General features: G+C 45.7%; 20 protein-coding genes. 16 read left to right on the top strand and 4 right to left on the bottom strand.

Annotated features, from left to right (window positions below; genetic code table 11):
* The first annotated feature begins 10 nt into the window (after window positions 1-10).
* Both APAR_RS01665 and APAR_RS01670 read left to right on the top strand, forming a co-directional pair.
* Window positions 11-928 (top strand): 1-phosphofructokinase family hexose kinase, encoded by a 918-nt coding sequence (locus APAR_RS01665; RefSeq protein ID WP_012808411.1) that lies wholly within the window; start codon window positions 11-13, stop codon window positions 926-928.
* A 226-nt stretch (window positions 929-1,154) separates the two neighbouring features.
* On the top strand, window positions 1,155-1,952 hold the full coding sequence (locus APAR_RS01670) for a YebC/PmpR family DNA-binding transcriptional regulator (RefSeq protein WP_012808412.1): 798 nt from the start codon (window positions 1,155-1,157) through the stop codon (window positions 1,950-1,952).
* A gap of 566 nt (window positions 1,953-2,518) precedes the next feature.
* On the opposite strand, the gene APAR_RS01675 is transcribed toward APAR_RS01670, so the two are convergent.
* Window positions 2,519-3,283 (bottom strand): DeoR/GlpR family DNA-binding transcription regulator, encoded by a 765-nt coding sequence (locus APAR_RS01675; protein ID WP_012808413.1) that lies wholly within the window; start codon window positions 3,281-3,283, stop codon window positions 2,519-2,521.
* A gap of 652 nt (window positions 3,284-3,935) precedes the next feature.
* Here APAR_RS01675 and APAR_RS01680 point away from each other — a divergent pair.
* The 12 genes from APAR_RS01680 (at window position 3,936) to APAR_RS01735 (ending at window position 16,031) form a co-directional block, all read left to right on the top strand.
* Window positions 3,936-4,394 (top strand): PTS sugar transporter subunit IIA, encoded by a 459-nt coding sequence (locus APAR_RS01680; RefSeq protein ID WP_012808414.1) that lies wholly within the window; start codon window positions 3,936-3,938, stop codon window positions 4,392-4,394.
* A gap of 102 nt (window positions 4,395-4,496) precedes the next feature.
* Entirely contained in the window at window positions 4,497-6,008 is a 1,512-nt protein-coding gene (locus tag APAR_RS01685) for a PTS ascorbate transporter subunit IIC (protein WP_012808415.1), read from the top strand.
* Between the two features lie 165 nt (window positions 6,009-6,173).
* Entirely contained in the window at window positions 6,174-6,482 is a 309-nt protein-coding gene (locus APAR_RS01690; protein ID WP_012808416.1) for a PTS sugar transporter subunit IIB, read from the top strand.
* 29 nt (window positions 6,483-6,511) lie between these two features.
* Window positions 6,512-7,567, top strand: coding sequence for a VCBS repeat-containing protein (locus APAR_RS01695; protein ID WP_012808417.1), 1,056 nt, complete (start codon window positions 6,512-6,514; stop codon window positions 7,565-7,567).
* Between the two features lie 123 nt (window positions 7,568-7,690).
* Window positions 7,691-8,809 (top strand): L-ascorbate 6-phosphate lactonase, encoded by a 1,119-nt coding sequence (gene ulaG / locus APAR_RS01700; protein WP_012808418.1) that lies wholly within the window; start codon window positions 7,691-7,693, stop codon window positions 8,807-8,809.
* A 12-nt stretch (window positions 8,810-8,821) separates the two neighbouring features.
* Window positions 8,822-9,523 carry an L-ribulose-5-phosphate 4-epimerase gene (locus tag APAR_RS01705; RefSeq protein WP_012808419.1) on the top strand — a complete coding sequence of 234 codons (702 nt, stop codon included), beginning with the start codon at window positions 8,822-8,824 and terminating at the stop codon, window positions 9,521-9,523.
* Between the two features lie 75 nt (window positions 9,524-9,598).
* The gene (locus APAR_RS01710; RefSeq protein ID WP_012808420.1) at window positions 9,599-10,447 is read left to right on the top strand and encodes an L-ribulose-5-phosphate 3-epimerase; all 849 of its coding nucleotides are present in this window, start codon (window positions 9,599-9,601) and stop codon (window positions 10,445-10,447) included.
* A gap of 132 nt (window positions 10,448-10,579) precedes the next feature.
* Window positions 10,580-11,260, top strand: coding sequence for a transaldolase family protein (locus tag APAR_RS01715; protein WP_012808421.1), 681 nt, complete (start codon window positions 10,580-10,582; stop codon window positions 11,258-11,260).
* A gap of 113 nt (window positions 11,261-11,373) precedes the next feature.
* Window positions 11,374-12,303, top strand: coding sequence for a transketolase (locus APAR_RS01720; protein ID WP_012808422.1), 930 nt, complete (start codon window positions 11,374-11,376; stop codon window positions 12,301-12,303).
* Window positions 12,296-13,222, top strand: coding sequence for a transketolase family protein (locus APAR_RS01725; protein ID WP_012808423.1), 927 nt, complete (start codon window positions 12,296-12,298; stop codon window positions 13,220-13,222). Before APAR_RS01720 ends, APAR_RS01725 begins: the two co-directional genes overlap by 8 nt.
* 47 nt (window positions 13,223-13,269) lie before the next feature.
* A complete protein-coding gene (locus APAR_RS01730; protein WP_012808424.1) occupies window positions 13,270-14,175 on the top strand; it encodes a helix-turn-helix domain-containing protein in 906 nt (301 codons plus the stop codon).
* Between the two features lie 230 nt (window positions 14,176-14,405).
* Entirely contained in the window at window positions 14,406-16,031 is a 1,626-nt protein-coding gene (locus APAR_RS01735; protein ID WP_012808425.1) for an ABC transporter ATP-binding protein, read from the top strand.
* Window positions 16,032-16,188: 157 nt separating this feature from the next.
* Here the strand turns inward: APAR_RS01735 and gltA are convergent, their stop codons facing one another.
* The 3 genes from gltA to pth all read right to left on the bottom strand — a co-directional run bounded on the left by gltA (window position 16,189) and on the right by pth (window position 19,279).
* Window positions 16,189-17,586, bottom strand: a complete 1,398-nt coding sequence (gltA, locus tag APAR_RS01740; protein WP_041654164.1) for an NADPH-dependent glutamate synthase — start codon at window positions 17,584-17,586, stop codon at window positions 16,189-16,191.
* Window positions 17,574-18,416 (bottom strand): sulfide/dihydroorotate dehydrogenase-like FAD/NAD-binding protein, encoded by an 843-nt coding sequence (locus APAR_RS01745; RefSeq protein WP_012808427.1) that lies wholly within the window; start codon window positions 18,414-18,416, stop codon window positions 17,574-17,576. Before APAR_RS01745 ends, gltA begins: the two co-directional genes overlap by 13 nt.
* A 248-nt stretch (window positions 18,417-18,664) precedes the next feature.
* A complete protein-coding gene (gene pth, locus APAR_RS01750) occupies window positions 18,665-19,279 on the bottom strand; it encodes an aminoacyl-tRNA hydrolase (protein ID WP_245526058.1) in 615 nt (204 codons plus the stop codon).
* A gap of 176 nt (window positions 19,280-19,455) precedes the next feature.
* Between pth and pcp the strand changes: the two genes are divergently transcribed.
* A complete protein-coding gene (gene pcp / locus APAR_RS01755) occupies window positions 19,456-20,106 on the top strand; it encodes a pyroglutamyl-peptidase I (protein ID WP_012808429.1) in 651 nt (216 codons plus the stop codon).
* Window positions 20,107-20,208: 102 nt separating this feature from the next.
* On the top strand, window positions 20,209-21,312 hold the full coding sequence (locus APAR_RS01760) for a hypothetical protein (RefSeq protein ID WP_012808430.1): 1,104 nt from the start codon (window positions 20,209-20,211) through the stop codon (window positions 21,310-21,312).
* Window positions 21,313-21,457: the final 145 nt, after the last annotated feature.

Below are 21,457 nucleotides of genomic sequence, written 5' to 3' on the forward strand. Positions count from 1 at the left end.
GGGAGCTTTGATGATTTACACACTTACCACTAACCCCGCTATTGACATGAATGTCAACTCGGGAGTTCCTTCTTATACGCACGTCAACCGCACAACTGATGCTGTTTATACGCCAAACGGCAAGGGTCTGAACGTTTCGTTTACGCTTGCCCACTACGGCGTTAAATCCACCATCCTGGGCTTTTTTGGTGGCTTCTCTGGCAACTATATTGTTGAAGAAGCATCTAAGATGTGCCCGGTTAAGCCTGTGTGGATTGATGGTATTACTCGTGTAAACATCTTTGTTACCACGCCAGAGGGCGAGCTCAAGTTTCCTAATGCAGGTGCTCCTGTTGTTCGTTCCAAGCAAGAAGAGATGCTTGAGCTTCTGTGCAACGCTCCCAATCTGGACGTGCTGGTGGTCTCTGGTTCGCTTTCCCTTGAGATGGATCAAACTTTCTACGACGAACTTTTTGATCTTTGTCATGAGCGTGGTGCTGAGCTGGTTCTAGATATCTCTCATAAACACCTTGCAGAACTTGTCGAGAAAAAACCACTGCTCATTAAGCCAAACGATGAAGAAGTAGCGGAGATTTTTGGTGTCAACGTCCATAACGAGGCCGACGTTCTTCTCGCCCTCCACAAGATTCACGAGCGTGGAGCAAAGAACATCCTGCTCACGCTGGGTGGCGAAGGCGCGTACTTCTTTAACGGCAAACACGTTTGGCGCGCAAATGCCTCGCAGGTAGAGGTACTTTCGACGGCATGTGCGGGCGATTCGACGCTTGCGAGCTTCATGTCGATTTGGCTCGATGACCCTTCGGATGTCGAGAAGGCTCTGACGCGCGCAATGGCTACCGGCGGAAATGTTGCTATGAGTGCTGGTCTGGGTGATTTTGCGCTGGTCGAGAAGATCGCAGAGTCCATACACGTTGAGTTGGTGGAGTAGGATGTGTCTGCTGTGTGGATGCCGAGCTTCAGCGTTTGTACGTAGGATGCGTAGCTACTCCAAGTGTCTTTACATGCGTCTTACGAGAAGACCAGGTTTCTCGACGTATGGCTTGTATAAGTCTTCATATCTGCAAAATAAGTCTTTTCTCGCCCCTTGATTTCGTGTAACGTATAGGGGCTAATGTGATAATTAGGTTTTCGAACCTCTAAAGAAGGAGAGTGCAATGTCCGGACACTCTAAGTGGGCCACAACTAAGCACAAGAAAGCAGCTATTGACGCTAAGCGTTCTTCGCTGTTCTCTAAGCTTTCCCGCAACATTACTGTTGCTGCAAAAATGGGTGGCGACCCAAATCCGGACAACAACGCTAGCTTGTCTGCCGCTGTTGCCCGTGCTCGCATGGTTTCCATGCCTAACGCAAAGATTCAGGCCGCTATTGATAAGGCATTTGGTGCTGGTGCTGATGCTGCCGTTTACGAGGAGATTGTTTACGAGGGATACGGTCCTGCAGGCGTCGCAGTTTACGTTGATTGCCTGACCGATAATAAGAACCGTACCGCAGCAGACGTTCGCTCCGCATTTACCCACTCTGGCGGCAACCTTGGTACCGCTGGTTCCGTTGCGTTCCAGTTTGAGCGCAAGGGTTCCATTGCAGTTGACAAGGTCATTGTCTCCGAGGATAAGAAGGTTGCTGACCGCGAGAACGCTGTCGATGAGGACGAGTTCATGATGGCAGTTGCTGAGGCTGGCGGAAACGATTACGAGGATGCTGGTGATCAGTGGATTGTTTGGACTGCATATGACAAGATGCAGGACGTCCAGAAGGGTCTTGAGGCTCAGGGCATTGAGGTTAAGGGTTCCGAGCTCACCATGGTTCCTACTACCCCAACTGATGTTTCTGTTTCTGATGCAAAGAAGGTTCAGCGCCTTATCGATAAGCTTGACGAGCTTGATGACGTCCAGAACGTCTATAGCACTATGAACATTACTGACGAGATTGCTGCTGCTCTTGAGGAAGAGTAAGGATAGCTTTTCTCATCTGGAGTTTACTTTTGCGCATGATTTAAAGCCCCGCCAGTTAGCGGGGCTTTTTGTATTGGATAGCGTTTAATTAGTCTAGGGTAAAAGACGGCGTAAGATATGTTGAGCTGCACTGGACCATACTGTTTCACAGTAAAACGGCTAAATTGCGCGAATCTGAGAAGCCCGACCACAGCAAAGTCGGATAATCTGTATATACAGGGCCGAAAACATAACTTACAGACCTAAAAAACACAGCAAATGACGATATTCTGCCTAAAATAAGGCTTTTGAGGGGAAATTTTGCAGAATAAGTGACATTGCTGTGTTTTTTAAAACGTAAAAATGAGCCTCTAAAAAAATTATGCATGAAAATGAATTAACTTATATGAATATTCATATAGATGAGTATTTTCATATCATGATAGTTAAAGTTTTGATGTTTCATCTTTTGAACAAGAGGAATGACAGCCAGCATCAGCTGAAGCCAGCTTCTAGAGCAAAATTCCGCTGCTTGCCGTCACTTGTCGTCCGTAACCCGCTACTTTTTACTTTTAGATGCGAAGATTCTACAGGCTCACGCGGACAACCTTGCGAACACCGGCAGCTTCAAGAGCCGTTACCTGCGAGATTGACGCAGAATCGTCTGTCATAAGCACGTCGATATCGGAAGGAGATCCATATTGGAAGCTGGAGTTAACACCCAGCTTACTGGAATCGGCTAAAACGATGTGCTGTTCAGAGTGCTTAAGCATGAGCGAGTTTACACGCATCTCGTTTGAAACCAGTGTGGTAAGACCACGTTCAGCAGAAATTCCCGAGCAACCCAAAATACACTTTGCGGCGCGAATCTGGTTGATTGAAGCAAGCGCAAAATCGCCGGTCATAGACTTCTTAGCTGGTCGAACTTCTCCACCTGTAACTAAAACGGTCATTGATGGGGGATAGTCAGCTGCCAGGACGCTCCCGTTATTGGTAACAATTGTGATGTTCTCAGCAGTAATAAATTCCAGAACTTTAATGGCAGTTGAGCTGGTATTAATGAAGACCGTATCGCCATCTTTAATTAGTTTTGCCGCAGCTTGGGCAAGCTTGAACTTTGCGGTCACTTGGTTAGAACTGAGGCCCGTAGAGAGTGGGTCAAGCAACGTAGCCATGCCATAGCTTCGAGAAATGAGACCTTGAGCTTCAAGTTCATCAAGATCGCGACGGATAGTAAGTGAAGAAACTTCGAACCTATCAGCAAGATCGCTTACGGAAACTTGGCGGTATTGTTCAAGAAGACTCATGATAGAACTTCTGCGTGATGTTACAAATGAACGACTTGTGGCCATGAATCCCCCAATAGAACTCAAACTGCTGGTAAACCTATAGAAATAGTTGCAAACTTTTCAAGTACACGTTAGCGAGAAACTCGACTGCTCGTGAGAAACTCGTATGGAGCTCATAAGAAGCTCGTGAAAAAGAACAGTTTGCTGTGATTTGACGTCACCATTTCTACAGCTAGGAGTCTTATGTAACAATATATTATATAAGACTTTTAACTAATTCAGTTTCGCGAAAAACATCGTACAAATTGTTAGTATCTTTTGAATGGTTCATGAACAATTGCACAGAAGCTTTTCGGCGAACCTTAGTGTATCTTACCCTACATGATGAACGTTTTGAATACTTAAACGGATATTTTTTAACGGTCAACGGTTTTTATGACGTAAATCTCTAAAGTGAGCATAAATAAGTATTGATTAACTCCCAACTTTAGCTATACTGACATTATCGATTCGATTGGTAAAACGTTCTAAACGTTCAACAAATAGGGAAATTTGTAATATAGCAAGTCAAATGTCATATAAATTATTTATCTAATTGTTGAAGTGTTCAGAACATTCAGGTTTTTCTCATTAAGCAACGTGTTCTTGTGTGGTCTTGCTATAGTCCAACATAAGAAGAAGATTCACAGTAGTCTACTGGAGAGGAGTGAATCGCATGTTACTTCGCGATATTTATGAGCAGAATCATTATGCATTCGTAAAAACCCCTATGACTTGGGAAGAGTCAATTAGAGAGTGCTGCAAACCACTGGAGGCTGATGGAACAGTTAATCCAGAGTATGCAGACGATATTATCGAGTGTATAAAAAAGTATGGTCCTTACATTGTTATCGTTCCAAACGTTGCAATGCCACATTCTACTGCTCGCATTGGCTCTAATGGTAAGACTGCTATTGGTTTTATGCACTCCGATGTTCCCGTTAATTTTGAGGATGGCGATGAAGAGAAGCAGGTTAAGACCTTCTTTACTCTGAGCGCAACCGATCAAGAAGCACACCTTAAGAATATGCAGATGCTCGTTCAGGTACTTATGAATCAAGAGGTTCTTGAGCGCCTAAAGAATATTCAATCTCCAGAAGAGCTCTTGGAGATTGACAAGCTTATCTCTGAGTAAGCATGTTGTTGTGTACGTTTTTGTGTACACAGTATTGAGGATTTCCTTTTGTAGTGTGGGCTGCAGAAGGTAAGTATGTAGGACCCTTTGAAAGGGGTATCAATGGATATCGTTCTTGGTATTTGGAAATGGTTTGCGAGTAACTTCTTGACTCAGCCAGCCTATTTCATCGGTTTGATTGTTGCTATTGGCTACATTCTTCTTAAGAAGAAGTGGTACGACGTACTCGCTGGTTTCCTTAAGGCAGTCATTGGTTATCAGATTCTCTTGGTTGGTTCTGGTGGTCTGGTAACTGCATTCCGTCCAGTTCTCGTTGGACTTGAAGCTCGTTTCAACCTTTCTGCAATGGTCATTGACCCATACTTTGGCCAGAACGCCGTACAGGCAGGCATGGAGGCAGCTGATGCGCCTGCATTTATTGCAGGTCGTTCTTTCTCCTCTGTTATGCTTCTGCTGCTCTTCGCTTTTATTCTGAACATTGTTCTGGTTGCTTTTAAGAAGCAGACTAAGCTTCGTGCAATCTTTACTACTGGTCATGTCCAGGTTCAACAGGCAGCAACTGCATTTTGGCTCATCCTCTTCTGCTTCCCACAGCTTAACGACGTTGCTATCCTTGCAGTCATGACTATTCTTCTTGGTCTTTACTGGGCAGTTGGTTCTAACCTTTGTATTGGACCTACTCAGGATCTTACTGATGGCGCTGGCCTTACCATTGCTCATCAGCAGATGTTTGGTGTTTATTGTGCATCTAAGGCTTCCGAGTGGCTTGCTAAGCACTCTAAGAAGGAGTCTAAGCGCATCGAGGATATTGAGCTTCCAGGTTTTCTGAAGATTTTCAATGAGAATCTCGTTGCAACTGCAATTCTTATGACAGCATTCTTTGGTGTTATTCTTGCTGTTCTTGGTCAGGATTTCTTGCTTGAAAACAAGTTCATGAAGCCAGGTCAGGATTTCTTCTTCTACATCATGACCACTTCCTTCCAGTTTGCTGTTTACCTTTCTATCCTGCAGCTTGGTGTTCGTACCTTTGTTACCGAGCTCACCAACTCTTTCCAGGGTATTTCTAACAAGCTTCTTAAGGGTTCCGTCCCAGGTGTCGACTGCGCAGTTACCTACGGTTTTGGTTCTCCAAACGCAGTTACTCTTGGCTTCCTCATGGGTGCAGCTGGCCAGTTCCTGGCAATTGCAGCTCTGCTGCTTCTCAAGTCTCCAGTTGTTGTTATTGCAGGCTTTGTTCCATTGTTCTTCGATAACGCTACCATCGGCGTTTATGCAAACAACAAGGGTGGTCTCCGCGCAGTTCTTATCATGCCTTTCATCTCTGGTCTTCTCCAGGTCTTCGGTTCAGCTCTTATCGCTGGCTGGGTTGGCATGGCTGCATACGGTGGATACCTTGGCATGTGGGACTGGGCAGTTGTCTGGCCAATCATGACCGGTGTCATGAAGTTCCTGTCCTACGCAGGTCTCGCAATTGTTGTTATTGCTCTTATCGCAATTCCACAGCTCCAGTACCGTGCAAATAAAGACACGTACTTTATGGAGGTTGAGGATTATCAGAAGTGCAAGGAAATTCGTGCACAGAAGGCCGCCGCAGCTAGTGCGGAAAGTAAGTAGCCCTCTTTCTTCCTACCCTGAGCAGACCCCCATCTGCTCAGGGTTATTAGTAATACTCGGCACATTGTTTGGTGCAGTATTTGCCCTAAAGGCAATCCGCGTGGCGCTCAAATGGGTATATACAAAATGTGTCCGTAATCAGTTTGTTTGATCGAAGGAGTCAATATGAACGCAAAGATTTTGGTCGCATGTGCAAACGGCGCAGGTACTTCTCTGATGATGAAAATGACCGCTGAGCGCGTTACTCAGAAGCTCAACATGGGCGTCGATAAGATTCATCACTGCGCACTTTCTGAGGGCGTAAGCTCCGCTCGTCAGTATGACATCGTTTTTGCACCTCTTAACTTCCTGAACATGTACGACGATGCTGCTAAGGCTGGCGTCACCGTCATTGGTCTGCGCAATGTTCTTTCTGACGCAGAGATGGAGGAGAAGCTTAAGGAAACCGGTGCTGCAGAGAAGTTTTCCGCATAGTTTATGTTTCTCAGGAATCGAGCACTTTAATGACTTTTGAAAAGAAAATTCTTGCCGAGATGCCTAAGTGCTATGCGCTTGGTATGTTTGAGGGAGAAGATACACCAAGCTTTTTAGCTGCTGTCGAGAAGGACGGTCCAATCCGTCGTTTTACGCTTGACGGTGAGCCGCTGGAGACTGTTGTTCCAGGCCCTGGTGGTGTCATGACCATTACACAGGTCCCTGGCAGGAAAGATCAGTTCCTTGCAACCCGCAAGTTCTTCTCGCCAAACTTTGGTGGAGATGACGCGGCAATTGCATCCTATACCAAGCAAGCAGATGGTTCGTGGTCTGAGCAGATTCTCTGCGATCTTCCCTATGTTCACCGTTTTGGCATCCTAAAGGCTGCCGACGGTCAGCTTTGGGTTCTTGCTTGCTCTATCAAGGGTGGAGCTGAGACGGGCGTCAAGGATGATTGGCGCACTCCAGGTGCTGTTTGGGCTGCTCCTTTAAGCGATAACCTTGAGCAGTACACGGTAGACAACCAGCTTAAGCTGACTTGTGTTGCTAACTATCAAGTTCAGAACCATGGTTTCTGGACTGCACCTGATAAATCGTACGCTTTGATCTCAACCGCCGCAGGCGTGTTTAGATATGTGCCACCAACAACCCCCGAGGGTTCTTGGGATGTCACTTGCCTTCTGGTTCAGCCAACAAGCGACATTGTTGCAACAGACTTTGACGGCGACGGCAAGCTGGAGATTCTTACTTTCTCCAAGTTCCATGGTGATACGCTGGCAATTTGGCACGAAGGACAGACTCGCGATCGCTACGAGCAGGTTTGGTGTGACCCACAGAAACGCAGCTTCCTTCATGCGCTTTGGGCAGCAGACCTTAATGGCGAGAAGTGCGCGGTTATTGGTAACCGCAAAGATGGTCGCGATTTGTTACTTGTTAGATACGTTGACGGTCAGTACACCGTAGACGTTATCGACCATGACCTTGGGCCGGCAAACTGCATGGTGTATAAGCATGACGGCAGCAATTACATTGTTGCTGCATATCGTGAGACAGACCAGCTAGCTCTCTACAAAGTAGTGGAGTAAAGCTGCGTTTTGTAGAGAGTGCTCAGGATGAGCTTCTGAGCATGCAGGCGAAGTCCTGAGCACCTCTCAAACTACCTGCACATACACCAAGTACTAGTCTATGTTTTTAGAAAGGAGCGCGTAATGGCAGATTTGAAAGACGTCACACGCGACAGTTGGATTATGAGTACCTTCCCTGAGTGGGGAACGTGGCTTAACGAAGAGATTGATAATGCCGTAGTAGAGCCAGGCCAGGTTGAAATGTGGTGGCTCGGCTGCGTTGGTATTTGGTTTAAGACTCCTGGTGGAGCAAACGTTGCTGTTGATTTCTGGGCAGGCAATGGTAAGCGTACTCACGGTGACGGTCTCATGAAGCCTGGTCACCAGATGGCAAACATGGCGGGCGTTCGTAAGATGCAGCCAAATCTTCGTAACGTTCCATTTGTTATTGATCCATTTGCTATCAAGAACCTTGACGCTGTTGTGGTAACTCACATTCACCAGGATCACATGTCCAAGGAGCTTGCAGCTCATGTTGTTAACAACAACATGACTACCACTGACGAGAATGGCAAAGAGATTCCTGTTCCATTTATTGGTCCTAAGGATGCAGTTGACATTTGGGTTGGCTGGGGTGTTCCACGCGAGCAGTGTATTGTTGTTAAGCCTGGTGACCGTGTCAAGATTAAGGACATGGAGATCGTTGCATACGATTCCTTTGACCGCACTATCATTGTTACCACTACTGATACTTCTGAGAACCGCCCTGACCTCTGGGGTAAGTGCCCAATGGACATGGATGAAAAGGCAGTTAACTATCTCTTTGTCACCCCTGGTGGAAACATCTATCACTCTGGTGACTCTCACTACTCCATTTACTTTGCTAAGCACGGCAAAGACATCGCTAAGGAGTTTGGTGGCGTAGACGTCTGCTTTGGCGCTTATGGTTGCAACCCAATTGGTATCCAGGACAAGATGGAAGCAACCGATATGCTCCGCATGGCTGAGGCCCTTCAGTCCAAGGTTGTTATCCCAATTCATCACGATGTTTGGACAAACTTCCAGGCAGACGTCCAGGAGATCAAGGTTCTTTGGGACATGCGCAAGGATCGTCTTGACTACAAGTTCCACCCATTCTTCTGGGAGGTTGGCGGCCACTACACCTATCCACAGGATAAGGACCGCTTTGCTTACCATCATGACCGTGGCTTCCATGATTGCTTCGATCACGAGCCAAACGTTCCATTCCGCAGTGTTCTCTAAGGAGCAGTCTTTATGATGCTTAAAGAGCTTCGTGATGAAGTATATGAAGCAAATATGGATCTGCCAAAGCATGGCCTGGTAGTTTTTACCTGGGGTAATGCTTCTGGACTTGATCGTGAACGTGGTCTGTTTGTTATCAAGCCATCGGGTGTTTCTTATGAGGAGCTCAGCCCGGAGAACTTGGTTGTCTGTGATCTTGATGGCAATGTTGTTGAGGGTGAGTTGAACCCATCTTCCGATACTCCAACTCATGCTTGTTTGTATCGTGCATGGGGCGATAAGATCGGCGGAATTGTTCACACTCACTCAACCCACGCTGTTTCTTGGGCACAGGCTGGACGCTCTATTCCTTGCTATGGCACCACACACGCAGATTATTTCTATGGAGATATTCCTTGCGTGCGCAGCCTAACTAAGGGCGAGGTAGAGAGTGCATATGAGCTTGAGACCGGAAACGTTATTGTTGAGGGCTTTGCTAACTTGGATCCAATTGCGGTTCCTGGAACGCTCCTTCACAACCACGGTCCTTTCTCTTGGGGTAAAGATGCCATGGCTGCTGTGTACCACGCTGTAGTCATCGAGGAGGTTGCTAAGATGGCAACACTCACCGAGCTCAATAACCCTAAAGTTCAGGAGGCACCACAGTACCTTCAGGACAAGCACTACATGCGCAAGCATGGTCCAAATGCCTACTACGGACAGGGTAATCATTAAAGCCTGTTCAGTGAGTAGAATTTGTTTCAGTCAGGCGGTCTTTTATAAGGCCGTCTGTTTTTAAAAGGAGAAGATATGTCCAAGTATCAGCTAGGACTTTATGAGAAGGCCACTCCAACTGATCTTTCTTGGGAAGAGCGCCTCAGCATAGCAGGAGAGTCTGGCTTTGATTATGTTGAGATCTCCGTTGATGAGTCTGACGCTCGTCTTTCTCGCCTTGAATGGAGCGGTGAGGAGCGTGCAGCAGTTTGTCAGGCAATGGTAAACTCTGGTGTTCGCCTGGGCTCTATGTGCCTTTCTGGTCATCGTAAGTACCCTTTTGGTTCTCGTGATCAGGCAACTCGTGAGCGTAGTCTTGAGATTATGCAGAAGGCACTTGATCTTGCGGGTGACTTGGGACTTCACACCATTCAGCTTGCTGGCTATGATGTGTACTACGAGGACGGTGCAGAGGATACGCGCAAGTATTTTGAGGAGAACCTGGCTAAGGCTGTAGAAATGGCTGCTAAGGCGGGTATTGTTATGGGCTTTGAGACCATGGAAACTCCTTTTATGGATACGGTCGAGAAGGCCATGCACTACGTAAACCTTATCAAGAGCCCTTACCTTGGTGTTTATCCCGACGCTGGCAATCTTACCAATGCATCGTTTATTTACGGCAATACTGTTGCTGATGATATTGCTCTTGGTGCAGGTCATATCTTGGCAGCTCACCTAAAAGAGACTGTTGCTGGCGCTTATCGTGAGATTCCATTCTCTACGGGTACCACTGACTATGAGGGCGCTCTGTCACAGCTTGTTCCTCAGGGTGTTAGACGTTTTGTTGCAGAGATGTGGTACACCGGAAACGAGAACTGGAAAGAAGATCTTGTCTTTGCTTCCACATACGTTCGCAGCAAAATTGATAAGGTGTTTGAAGGGTAAACGGTCTTTTTGCACTTGTTTTGGGTTTCTCACCACAGACGGTACATAAGAATCTGTACAATGTGATTAGCTCTTTCTTAGTACGACGTACGTTTCCAAACTCGTTTAAGTTTGTACAGGGAAGGATTACACATGAAGTTCTTTATTGACACTGCGGATATCGATGAGATTTCTGAGGCTTTAAGCTGGGGCTGCTTGGCAGGCGTTACTACTAACCCATCACTGTATGCAAAGATTGGTGGTAAGCTAGCTGACTTTGAATCTCATATGGTTAAGATTGCCCAGCTCTGCGAAGGTCTTCCTGTTTCTGCAGAATCTACGGCAACAACAACTGAGGGCATGATTGAGGAAGGCCGTCACCTGGCTTCTCTTGCTCCAAATATTGTTGTTAAGCTTCCTATTTGTGCCGAGAGCCTTGCTGCTACTCATCAACTTGCTTCTGAGGGAATCCGTGTCAATATGACGTTGATCTTCTCGGCACCTCAGGCCCTTCTTGCTGCAAATGCAGGTGCTCGTTATATTTCACCATTTGTTGGTCGTTTTGATGATATTGGTGAGGACGGCATTGAGCAGCTTGCAACCGTAGTTTCATGCATTGAGAACTACGCATGGGATAAAAACGTTGACCACACCGTAGAGATTATTACTGCTTCTGTTCGTACACCAAACCACGTAACTCAGGCAGCTCTGCTTGGTGCTGATATTGCAACCGTTCCATTTGGCGCTCTGAAGAAGTGTTTGAAGCATCCTTTGACCGATGCCGGTCTTAAATCTTTTGAGGCTGACTGGGAAAAGGTTAAGGCTCAGCAATAATAGTGATGAAGTACGCCCGGCCTAGGTTGGGCGTACTTATTTTAAGTATTGATTTGGGTGTCTGTTTGGCTACTGTGTTAGAACCATTTAGACACCTGTTTGAGAGGATGAGAATGGGAACATCTGCATTACCCGAGCGCAATCTCACTGATGACGAGCTCAAGTTAGCGGCTAATACGCTAAGACGTGATGTTATTGACATGCTTGAGAAGAGTAAGTCAGGACATCCCGGCGGCTCACTGAGTGCGGCAGATATTGTGGCTACACTGTTTTTCTCGGGAGTGATGAAGTACAACCACAATAACCCAGAGGACCACACCGAGGACAGATTCTTCCTGTCTAAGGGTCACGTAGCTCCTGTGTTGTATGCTGCGTACCACTTGCTTGACTGGCTTCATGACGAGGATATGGTTACCCTTCGCCAGCTTGGCAGTCGCTTGCAGGGTCATCCAGACTGTCACGCATGTCCTGGCATTGAAGTTTGCTCCGGTTCTCTTGGCCAAGGACTCTCAGTAGCCGCAGGATGTGCTCTGGGTCTTTCTATGGACGCTCTGGCAAGCGGCGAGCGTGCCAAGAAGGTTTTTGTCCTTCTGGGCGACGGCGAGCTGCAGGAGGGCTCTAACTGGGAGGCATGCATGTTTGCTGCTCACCAGAAGCTGGATAATCTCATTGCCATTGTGGACCTCAACAACTTGCAGATTGACGGCCACGTAACCGACGTGTGCTCTCTTGGTGATATTGACGAGAAGTTCCGTTCCTTTGGCTGGAACGTGCTGCGCGTTAACGGTCACGAGGTCGTCTCGGTGCGCAAGGCCCTTCTCACCGCACGAGATGGTCGCGAAGCAGGAAATACCGCACCTACTGTGGTTATTTGCCAGACTGTCAAAGGCAAGGGTGTTTCGTTTATGGAAGACAAGGCTTCCTGGCACGGAAACGCTCCTTCGGCAGGTCAAGCTGACATTGCGCGAGAAGAACTTGATGCAGCAAGAGAGCTTCTTTTGATTGATCTTCAGGGTGAAGGTAAGGAGGTTGCCAATGTCTAGAGCAACTCGTGAGGCATATGGTCAGACTCTTGTTGAGCTGGTTAACGAGGGTCACGATATTATTGCCGTTGATGCTGACCTTGCTGGCTCCACTAAACTTGCTGACCTCCAGAAAGCTTTCCCACAGCGCATGGTTGACGTGGGCATTGCCGAGCAAAACATGGTGGGCGTTGCGTCAGGACTTTCGCTCACAGGACGTACTGTGTTTACCGGCTCGTTTGCTGTGTTTGCAACCGGTCGCGCCTATGATCAGATTAGAAACACCGTCTGTGATTCCGGTCTTAACGTAAAGATCTGCCCAACACATGCAGGTATTACGGTAGGAGAGGACGGCGCTACTCACCAGTCTCTTGAGGATATTGGCATGATGCGTGCCCTGCCTCAGATGCGCGTGCTTGTTCCTGCAGATTACAATGCTACTAGGGCAGCGCTCAGGCTTGCTGCCGAGGCTGATGGCCCGTTTTATGTGCGTATGGGTCGTCACAAAGTTGCCGATATTTACGACGAGTCCTTCAAGGGCGGTCTGCCTTTTGCAAATGTCTTGCGAGAGGGTACAGATGTCACAATTGCTGCCTGTGGTGTGGAGGTTGCTCAAGCACTTGCTGCAGCAGACTTGCTGGCAGAGGAGAAGATTTCTGCCGAGGTTATCGATGTGTTTTCCATTAAGCCTTTGGACGAGGAAGTTATTTTGGCTTCTGCCGAGAAGACCCGTCATGTAGTAACTGTTGAGGAGCATAACGTGGCAACAGGTCTTGGAGCTGCAGTTGCTGAGCTTCTTGCTGAGCAGCTGCCAACGCCTATGCGCTTTGCTGGTATGCGCACGTTTGGCACCTCCGCTCCTGGTGACGTACTACTTTCACACTTTGGCTTGGATGCCGAGGGCATTGCTGCTCGCGTCAGGGAGTTTGTGCTCTCGTAGTCTTTGTCATATTTTGATGGCAAATACAATTAAAGGCGGGATGAAATTTGAAAGGGAATTCTTTAGGAGAGACCATTTATTCTCTTCGTCATAGTAAGGGATTGACGCAGGAGCAGCTTGCAGAGGGTATCTGTTCTCCGGTTTCTCTTTCAAGAATTGAAAATGGCCGCCAGATGCCCTCCAAGGTAATTCTCGACGCATTGTTAAGCAGACTTGGAGCGAGTACCTATCAGCTTTGTGATGTTTTTTATCAAAGTGATTGCCAGCGTAGCTTTAATGAGATTACAAGACGAGCAAGTCTGCTTATAGAAACAGGTAAAATCCAACAAGGCCTATCCTTGCTGGAGAGCTTGGATAAAAATGATGCATCTCATGCATTGGAGCGACAGTCAGTTTTGCTTATACAGGCAGCCGCACAACTTAAGCAGAATAAAGATCCCGAAGATTCATATGTCAAATTATATGAGGCTTTGGAGCTTACAAAGCCTCATATTGACCTATCTGATTTTCGACATGAACTTTTATCTCCTATTGAAGCTGAAATAATTGGTTTGATGGTTGTAGCGCTTCAACAAAAGGAAGCCCGTATTAAGGCTATTCGAGTGGGAGAAGAACTTGCAAGAAACCTTTCTGATCAACAATCGAGCAGCAATGACTTTATGGTTGTCCGTATCAACCTTGAGGTTAATATATCTTCCTGTTTAGACCTTGAGGGAAGGTTTGAAGAAGCTGCTCAGCATGCGTATCTGGCAAGAGATTTGAGTATTGAAAGTCATGAACAGATACTTTTACCGGTGATTTTTTATTTGATTGGTCGATCTGAATTTCGTAGTGGAAATATTGAGAAGGCACGTTCAATAATGCAGACGATTATTCCGTATATGGAACTTATCGGCCAACATGATAATGCGGAAATGGTACGCGCTTTTGTTGAAGAGAATCTAAGCGCTTAAAATTAAACTTAGACGCTTAAAACTAAGCCTAAGCGCTCAAAGACAGTGAGTAGGGCAGCTCACAGTTCTCATTACCAAAAGTCGAAGTTTTTACGTGTCATTCTCATTATTTTGATACTTTGCATGGATACTTAACATTTGAGGTAATACAAGAATTGTCACGAGATGTTATGGATGGTCTCCTCCTCTTTCGAGATGATGTACTCGTCAAAGAGAGAGGAGAGAGATACATGAGCGTAAAGTATCTTTTAAAGAATGCCAGTAAACGAAACGTGATCATTTTTGTATTAGTACAAATTATGAGTTCTTGCGTCGTTGCCGGTGTGGCTTTTTTACTGAGTGCACTTCTCAATACGGTTTCTGAAGTCATTATTTCAGGAGATATTGCTCTGTTACTTAAATTTATAGGTTTGTGCTGTATATATGCTATAGCAACTGGCATCCTTCTTATGCTACAGGGATATGTGCGCGCCCGCCTGGTTCGCGACACCGTAATTAAGATGAGAAATTCTGCCGTGAAGGCTTATTTGCGCAGAAATGATATTGTAGACATGAATGAGAACAGTGCTGAGTTTCTTTCTCTTTTAAGTCAGAATATGGATACCATTGAAAAAGATTGGCTTGGCGGACTGCTTGATGCATTTTCTTCATGCTGCGAAATTACTATTGCGAGTCTCTTACTTTTGTATATAAATCCAATAGTGGCAGTAATTTCGATACTTGTGATGGCAATTCCAACAATCATTCCCGGAATGTTTACAAAACAACTTACACATTGCCAAGAGGAGATCGTAAAAAATACGGTTTCGTATAACGGGCAGATTCGTGACATATCGCTTGGAATTGATGTTATTAGGTCATTTCATAAAGAAAGCAATTTTACAAACCGACACTTGATGGTTGCGCAGCAGTTGGAAGGTAAGAAGGCACATTTATCTGAAGTTACGGCTCTTATATCTGGGCTTGTTACAGCAATCTCGGTTTCATCTCAATTTATTATTATGGGCATAACAGGTATTTTTGCGGTGCAAGGATTTGTTTCTCTTGGTAGTGTTGTGGCTGTAACACAGCTGTCAGGTCAGGTAATTACGCCCGCTTCAACATTTGCTTCATTGCTTGGAAAAGTCAAGGCTGCCTACCCGGTTTTAAAGGTGGTTATACGCGACGATGAAGAAACTTCGTTCGACAACGAGGCACGGCACTATGACGTAGAGCGTGAAATTGAGCTAAAAAATGTTACTTATAAATACCCTGATTCAATTTCCGGAGTGTCTAAGATATCTGCGCGTTTTAAGACCGGGAGGAAGTATGCGATTATTGGAAAAAGCGGGAGTGGAAAGAGTACGCTTTTAAAACTGATTTCAGGCCAGATAGAACCTCAGGACGGAGACATTCTGATTGACGGTTCAAGAGATATTTCATGTGATCCGGCAATGATTCACCAGAATGTGTATTTGTTTGACGATACGCTAAAAAATAACATTACGCTGGGAAGTTCGTATTCGAATGAGCAAATCGATGAAGCTATTAAAAAGTCTGGCCTCTCAGAGGTAGTTGCGGCTCTTCCAAAAGGACTTGACACTCCAGTGGAAGAGAACGGAAAGCGCTTCTCAGGAGGTGAAAGACAGAGGATTGCTATTGCGCGAGCCTTACTGTATGGAAAGAAGTTACTGCTTGTTGATGAAGCTACGTCTGCATTGGACACACGCATGGCTACTGAGGTCGAGAATAACCTGCTTGGTCTAAGCGGAGTTACCATGATTGAGGTAACTCATCATCTCAATGTTGCACAACAATCAAAGTTTGATGCCGTATTTGAAATGACTCCAAGTGGGCTTTTGGAGATAAAACAATAGTAGGAGCTCAATAAGTTTGTGATAGCTGTCTTTGAGTTCAATTGCGCTCAATTAGAGATGTTACTGGTGAAGAATATGAGAAAACCCCAGCTGCTTTAACAGCTGGGGTTTATGTTTATTGTAATGAAAACGGGGAATCTAGAGTGGGAACCGTCAATTAACCAATGTGTTTGGTAATGGAAGCGGCTGCTATCTTACCAGCGCCCATTGCCAGAATGACGGTTGCAGCACCAGTCACGATGTCGCCACCAGCCCAGATGCGAGGATCGGAAGTACGGCCCTCTTCGTCGGCCTCAATGTAGCCCCACTTGTTGAGCTTAATGTCACCGATCATCTTTGCGAATGGGTTAGCGTTAGTGCCGATTGCAGAAATTGCAACATCGCAAGGAATGTCCTCGATGGCGCCCTCGATAGGTACTGGACGACGACGTCCATCAGCGTCAGGTTCGCCGAGCTCCATCTTTTGAACGCGAACTGCGCAAACTGTGCCATCTTCGCCAGCGATGAACTCAAGAGGAGAGACAAGAGGAAGTACCTCAACACCCTCAGCCTTTGCGTGGTGAAGCTCTGCACGACGAGCAGGCATCTCGTCCTCAGTACGACGGTAAGCAATAATTGCACGTTCAGCGCCAAGACGCTTAGCAGTACGGACAGCGTCCATAGCAACGTTACCTCCACCAAAGACAACAACGTTTTTGCCGTGCTTGGTTGGAGTATCGTACTCAGGGAACTTGTTAGCCTTCATAAGGTTAACACGGGTGAGGTACTCGTTTGCAAAGAAGACGTTAGGCAGATTCTCGCCAGGGATGTTGAGAAGCTTTGGAAGACCAGCGCCAGTTGCAATGTAGATTGCGTCAAAGCCCTGCTCAAAGAGCTCATCTGCATCGGTGATACGACCGACAACAGAGTTGTACTCAAATTTAACGCCCAGCTCTTGGAGACCGTCAATCTCGCGTTTAACAACAGCCTTTGGAAGACGGAACTCAGGAATACCGTAGACAAGAACACCGCCGCCGGTGAAGAAAGCCTCAAAAACGGTAACGTCAAAGCCGTTACGAGCAAGCTCGCCAGCGCAAGCAATACCAGAAGGACCGGAGCCTACAACTGCAACCTTCTTGCCGTTCTTTGGTGCGATTGCTGGCTTGGAAGCAAGCTCAGGCTGATCGCCAAGGAAGCGCTCGAGCTGACCAATAGCAACTGGTTCACTGCGCTTACCCATGATGCAGACGCCCTCGCACTGGTTCTCCTGTGGGCAAACACGACCACAAACTGCAGGAAGCATAGAAGACTCACGGATGATGTCAAGACCGCGACCAAACTCCTCTGCACGGATAGCCTCGATGAAACGAGGAATGTTGATGTTTACAGGGCAGCCCTGAACACACAGTGGATTCTTACAATCCAAGCAGCGGTTTGCCTCTGCAATTGCCATCTCTTTAGTGAAGCCCTTGTCGACAGGGCGGAAGTCTTGTGCTCGCTCTGCAGCTGGCTCTTCGTTGTCAGCTGTACGAGGTGCCTTGACGTTTGGAATGTAGCGACCGTTTACCTGTGGCATGCGCACCTCGTCTCCTCGTAAGCTTTAATGGACTGACCTTCCTCGGTGAGGTAGGCTGCCTGACGCGCACGAAGATCGTTCCAGTCAACCTTGGTTGCGTCAAAATCAGGGCCGTCAACACAAGCAAATTTGGTCTCGCCACCAACTTCAACACGGCAGCAACCGCACATACCAGTACCGTCGACCATGATTGGGTTCAAAGAAGCGATGATAGGCGTGTTGTACTTCTCAGCAGTGAGAGTGGAGAACTTCATCATAGGAACTGGGCCAACGCAGAATACGCGGTCAACCTGCTTGTCCTGTAGAAGACGCTCGAGAGGTGCGGTTACAACGCCCTTCTCACCAAGAGAACCATCGTCTGTGGTGATGTGGATGTGATCGTCGTCCAAAATGGAACGGAACTGATCCTCAAGCAGCAGCAGCTCTTTGGTACGAGCGCCCATGATTGCGTGAACCTCACGGCCAGCTGCTACAAGTTGACGAGCAACAGGGAAGGCGATAGCAAGGCCAACGCCGCCGCCGATAACTGCCCATTTGCCTTCGCCCATCTCGGTAGGCTCACCCAGAGGACCAGTGACGTCTTGTAGTGAGTCACCAACCTCATAGGTGGAAAGCATCTGGGTAGTCTTGCCAATTACCATAAAGATGAATTCGACCCAACCCTCTTCAGGATTCCAATCCGCAAAGGTAAATGGGACGCGCTCACCACACTCGTTTGCGCGAACCATTAGGAACTGGCCAGCATGGGCATGCTTAGCCATCTGTGGTGCCTCGATGCGGAACTTAAAAACCTTCTCTGAGAACTGAGTCTTTTCGAGGATTTTATACATTCAGTGGTACTCCTCTCCCGAATTAGGTATCCTCGTGCAGCTGATTGAGACTGTGCTCAACTTGCTAACAATTAAATGACCGCCTGGGTAGCGGTCAAAAAACACACAGGTAATATTGTATAACGCCGCTAGAATTTATGTGGCGAGAAAAGCTGTTTGCATTGCAAATTCATGCTTATAATGAAGTTGAAATTGATGATGTGAAACGTTCTTATATAAGTTCTTTTTTCTTGTATTGATGAAAAATTTTATAAATGGATAAGCTCTTCAACTTTATCTGCAGCAGCTTCTGCTTCTATATAAAAATTTGTAAGCGAGACACCTTTAAGCTCTTTTAATACATAATTTGCAACTGTCATGCGACCAGGTGGCCGACTAATACCACACTGTAGACGCATAAAATCACGAGTTCCTAATTTGTCAGCAATGGAGCGTAGGCCATTATGGGCATTGAGTCCACCACCTGTACGAAAACGAATATGTTCGTCTTCGAGATCAATTTCATCATGAATAACAAGTATCTGATCAGCAGTTATGTTATGTGCACGTGCAAGTTTGCAGAGAGGACCTCCACTTGTGTTCATAAAATCCCATGGTTTAGCAAGGATAATTTTTTGTGACTGACCGCTAGCATTTGTGATGTTAATGGTAGACACTTGACAACCCGCTTCATTTTTCCAGTAGTGTACGTTATAGCGGGCAGCAAGTACGTCGATTACTGCAAAGCCAATGTTATGTCTCGTATGAGCATATTTTTCTCCAGGATTACCAAGTCCACAGATAAGCATGGGAATTTTAGGATGCTCACATGATTGCTTCTGTTTGGGAGAGTTGTTGAGCTTATACTGCGATTGTCTTTGCACGTGTATGTATCTTTCTTTGATGATAAGAATGATTCTGTTTACGGAATGTAACATATTATTCAACTTTTTGTATTTGTCTTTGTATCAAATGATTTTACCTGTAGTTTGTACTGTATTTAGCGATGTTGTTTGTTGCTTATCTAACACTGTTTCTGTAGTAATTGATGGAGGTTGTTGTGCCAACAATTCTTGTAACCGGTTTTCAGCCTTTTGGTGGCGAGAAGATAAATCCAGCGTGGGAAGCTATTAGAGTACTTCCGGATAGTATTGTTGGATCTAAAGTTGTTAAGCTTCAAATTCCTGTAGTCTTTGGGGTAGGCGCTGATGTAGTGTCTACAGCAATTGATCATATTAATCCTGATATCGTACTTTGTGTTGGGCAGGCAGGAGGCCGCGCAAAGATTACTCCGGAGTTTGTGGGAATCAATTATCGGGATGCTCGTATTCCTGACAATGATGGCAACCAACCACATGCTCAGAGGATTGTTGAAGATGGTCCCGATGCTTATTTTGCAACGCTTCCCGTTCGCGCTATGACAGAGGCAATGAATGAATCAGGCATTCCTGCTGCTTTGTCGTATACAGCAGGTACGTATGTCTGCAACGATGTGATGTATTCCATGCTGCATGTTCTTGCTACAAAGTATCCTAATGCGCGCGGAGCTTTTATGCATGTTCCTTTTGCAACCGAACAGGCAACAAAGCAGCCAGTAAATACTGCGAGTCTTCCTATTGAGGTTATGGCACGTGGTCTTGAAGTTGCATTATCAGTCGCTGTAAAGCATAAGATTGATGTTACGAGTGAATCAACTGGAACTATTTATTAACCCAGTTATAACTAAGAGCTTTAGAGTGTATTAGTGTTCTTAGTGTATTTCTATTACACTATGTATTGGTGTAGTGCGAGTATGTGAACATAGGAGAAATTTATGCGAAAAGAACTGTTTACTCGTCGCTCTTTTACCGGATTAGCGGCAGCAACTACGGTAGGTCTTCTTACCGGATGTAGTACGTTTATGCAGGTTTTTAATGGACAGAACGCAGATGAAAATCAAGGAGACAATAAGGATAAAGATCAAAGCAAGGGCTTCTCTCAAGAGGATCTCAAGGCTGAATGGAATTCAACACCGCTTGCAGAACAGCCAGATAATCCAACATTAGATGGAGATATCAAAAAGATTATTATTGGTGTATGGCAGGTTGATTCTGCTGCAGGAGCTGGTGATAAAGCAGGTCAGACTTATGACCATGCGGGAATATTAAATCAGGCATATAAAGATGGTACCGTTCCACATTACATTTTTAAGAGTGATGGCACTCATGAATTGCATCATTTCGATGGTAAGGTAGATCAAGGCAAATGGACTATCAAAGAGGGTTCAACCATTTCATGCTTTTATGAAGAAGATAACACGACAGATGAGCTGACTTATGATAAAGATAAGCAGCGTCTTAGGTTCACAGGAAAATCTGCCGTTTCTGATTATCAAAAGTTAACTGATAACCCTGAAGATACTTCTCAAATTGCTTATGACAATGGTAAAGTTGTTAATTTTGCTGCAACACTCCCAGGTGTCTGGGAGGTTATATATGTTGATCATGCCGATAAAAATGAGCCTGATTTAGACTTAAAAGCTATTCAGAAGAATATCAAAGAAACAAATTCGAGTTATTTCTTTTCAGTACATAAAAATGGTTTTTGTGCTCTTTTTTATCCAAGTGGAAGAGTTTTACCTGCAAAAATTTATACAAAAGATTTATCCGATGATGGACTTTCTTATCCGCTGATGGTTGCTTCATCAGATCAATTTGAGAACGTCGAAGATGCTGTACTTACAAGAGAAGCAAATAATCCAAGGACTATTCGCGTTAAATTGAAAGATGTGGAATATTTGTTCCAGCATTACAACCATCGTGAGGATGATTTTGGTGACATTTCTTATGCGCCAAAGGCACCATTTCCTTGGAATTTAGACCATCTGAATGATCAAAATTCTAAATCGGATAGCAGTAGTTCTTCAGGTTCAAAGTAGACATCCAAAAAGAAATAGCATGGATTATAGAGATATGGGCAATGAGTTATTTAGAACAAACTAAGACGATATTTGACTTTGCTCAATAAGAATAAGCTTATATATAATTCCACTCCAAAGTTTTGGAGTGGAATTATTAGTTAGA

This window comes from Lancefieldella parvula DSM 20469 (assembly GCF_000024225.1).
In the GTDB taxonomy this organism is placed as follows: Bacteria; Actinomycetota; Coriobacteriia; order Coriobacteriales; family Atopobiaceae; genus Lancefieldella; species Lancefieldella parvula.

Coding starts and splice junctions, on each gene's coding strand:
- APAR_RS01665 (WP_012808411.1), top strand. CDS start 11: ATGATTTACACACTTACCACTAACCCCGCTATTGACATGAATGTCAAC.
- APAR_RS01670 (WP_012808412.1), top strand. CDS start 1,155: ATGTCCGGACACTCTAAGTGGGCCACAACTAAGCACAAGAAAGCAGCT.
- APAR_RS01675 (WP_012808413.1), bottom strand. CDS start 3,283: ATGGCCACAAGTCGTTCATTTGTAACATCACGCAGAAGTTCTATCATG.
- APAR_RS01680 (WP_012808414.1), top strand. CDS start 3,936: ATGTTACTTCGCGATATTTATGAGCAGAATCATTATGCATTCGTAAAA.
- APAR_RS01685 (WP_012808415.1), top strand. CDS start 4,497: ATGGATATCGTTCTTGGTATTTGGAAATGGTTTGCGAGTAACTTCTTG.
- APAR_RS01690 (WP_012808416.1), top strand. CDS start 6,174: ATGAACGCAAAGATTTTGGTCGCATGTGCAAACGGCGCAGGTACTTCT.
- APAR_RS01695 (WP_012808417.1), top strand. CDS start 6,512: ATGACTTTTGAAAAGAAAATTCTTGCCGAGATGCCTAAGTGCTATGCG.
- ulaG (WP_012808418.1), top strand. CDS start 7,691: ATGGCAGATTTGAAAGACGTCACACGCGACAGTTGGATTATGAGTACC.
- APAR_RS01705 (WP_012808419.1), top strand. CDS start 8,822: ATGATGCTTAAAGAGCTTCGTGATGAAGTATATGAAGCAAATATGGAT.
- APAR_RS01710 (WP_012808420.1), top strand. CDS start 9,599: ATGTCCAAGTATCAGCTAGGACTTTATGAGAAGGCCACTCCAACTGAT.
- APAR_RS01715 (WP_012808421.1), top strand. CDS start 10,580: ATGAAGTTCTTTATTGACACTGCGGATATCGATGAGATTTCTGAGGCT.
- APAR_RS01720 (WP_012808422.1), top strand. CDS start 11,374: ATGGGAACATCTGCATTACCCGAGCGCAATCTCACTGATGACGAGCTC.
- APAR_RS01725 (WP_012808423.1), top strand. CDS start 12,296: ATGTCTAGAGCAACTCGTGAGGCATATGGTCAGACTCTTGTTGAGCTG.
- APAR_RS01735 (WP_012808425.1), top strand. CDS start 14,406: ATGAGCGTAAAGTATCTTTTAAAGAATGCCAGTAAACGAAACGTGATC.
- gltA (WP_041654164.1), bottom strand. CDS start 17,586: ATGCCACAGGTAAACGGTCGCTACATTCCAAACGTCAAGGCACCTCGT.
- APAR_RS01745 (WP_012808427.1), bottom strand. CDS start 18,416: ATGTATAAAATCCTCGAAAAGACTCAGTTCTCAGAGAAGGTTTTTAAG.
- APAR_RS01760 (WP_012808430.1), top strand. CDS start 20,209: ATGCGAAAAGAACTGTTTACTCGTCGCTCTTTTACCGGATTAGCGGCA.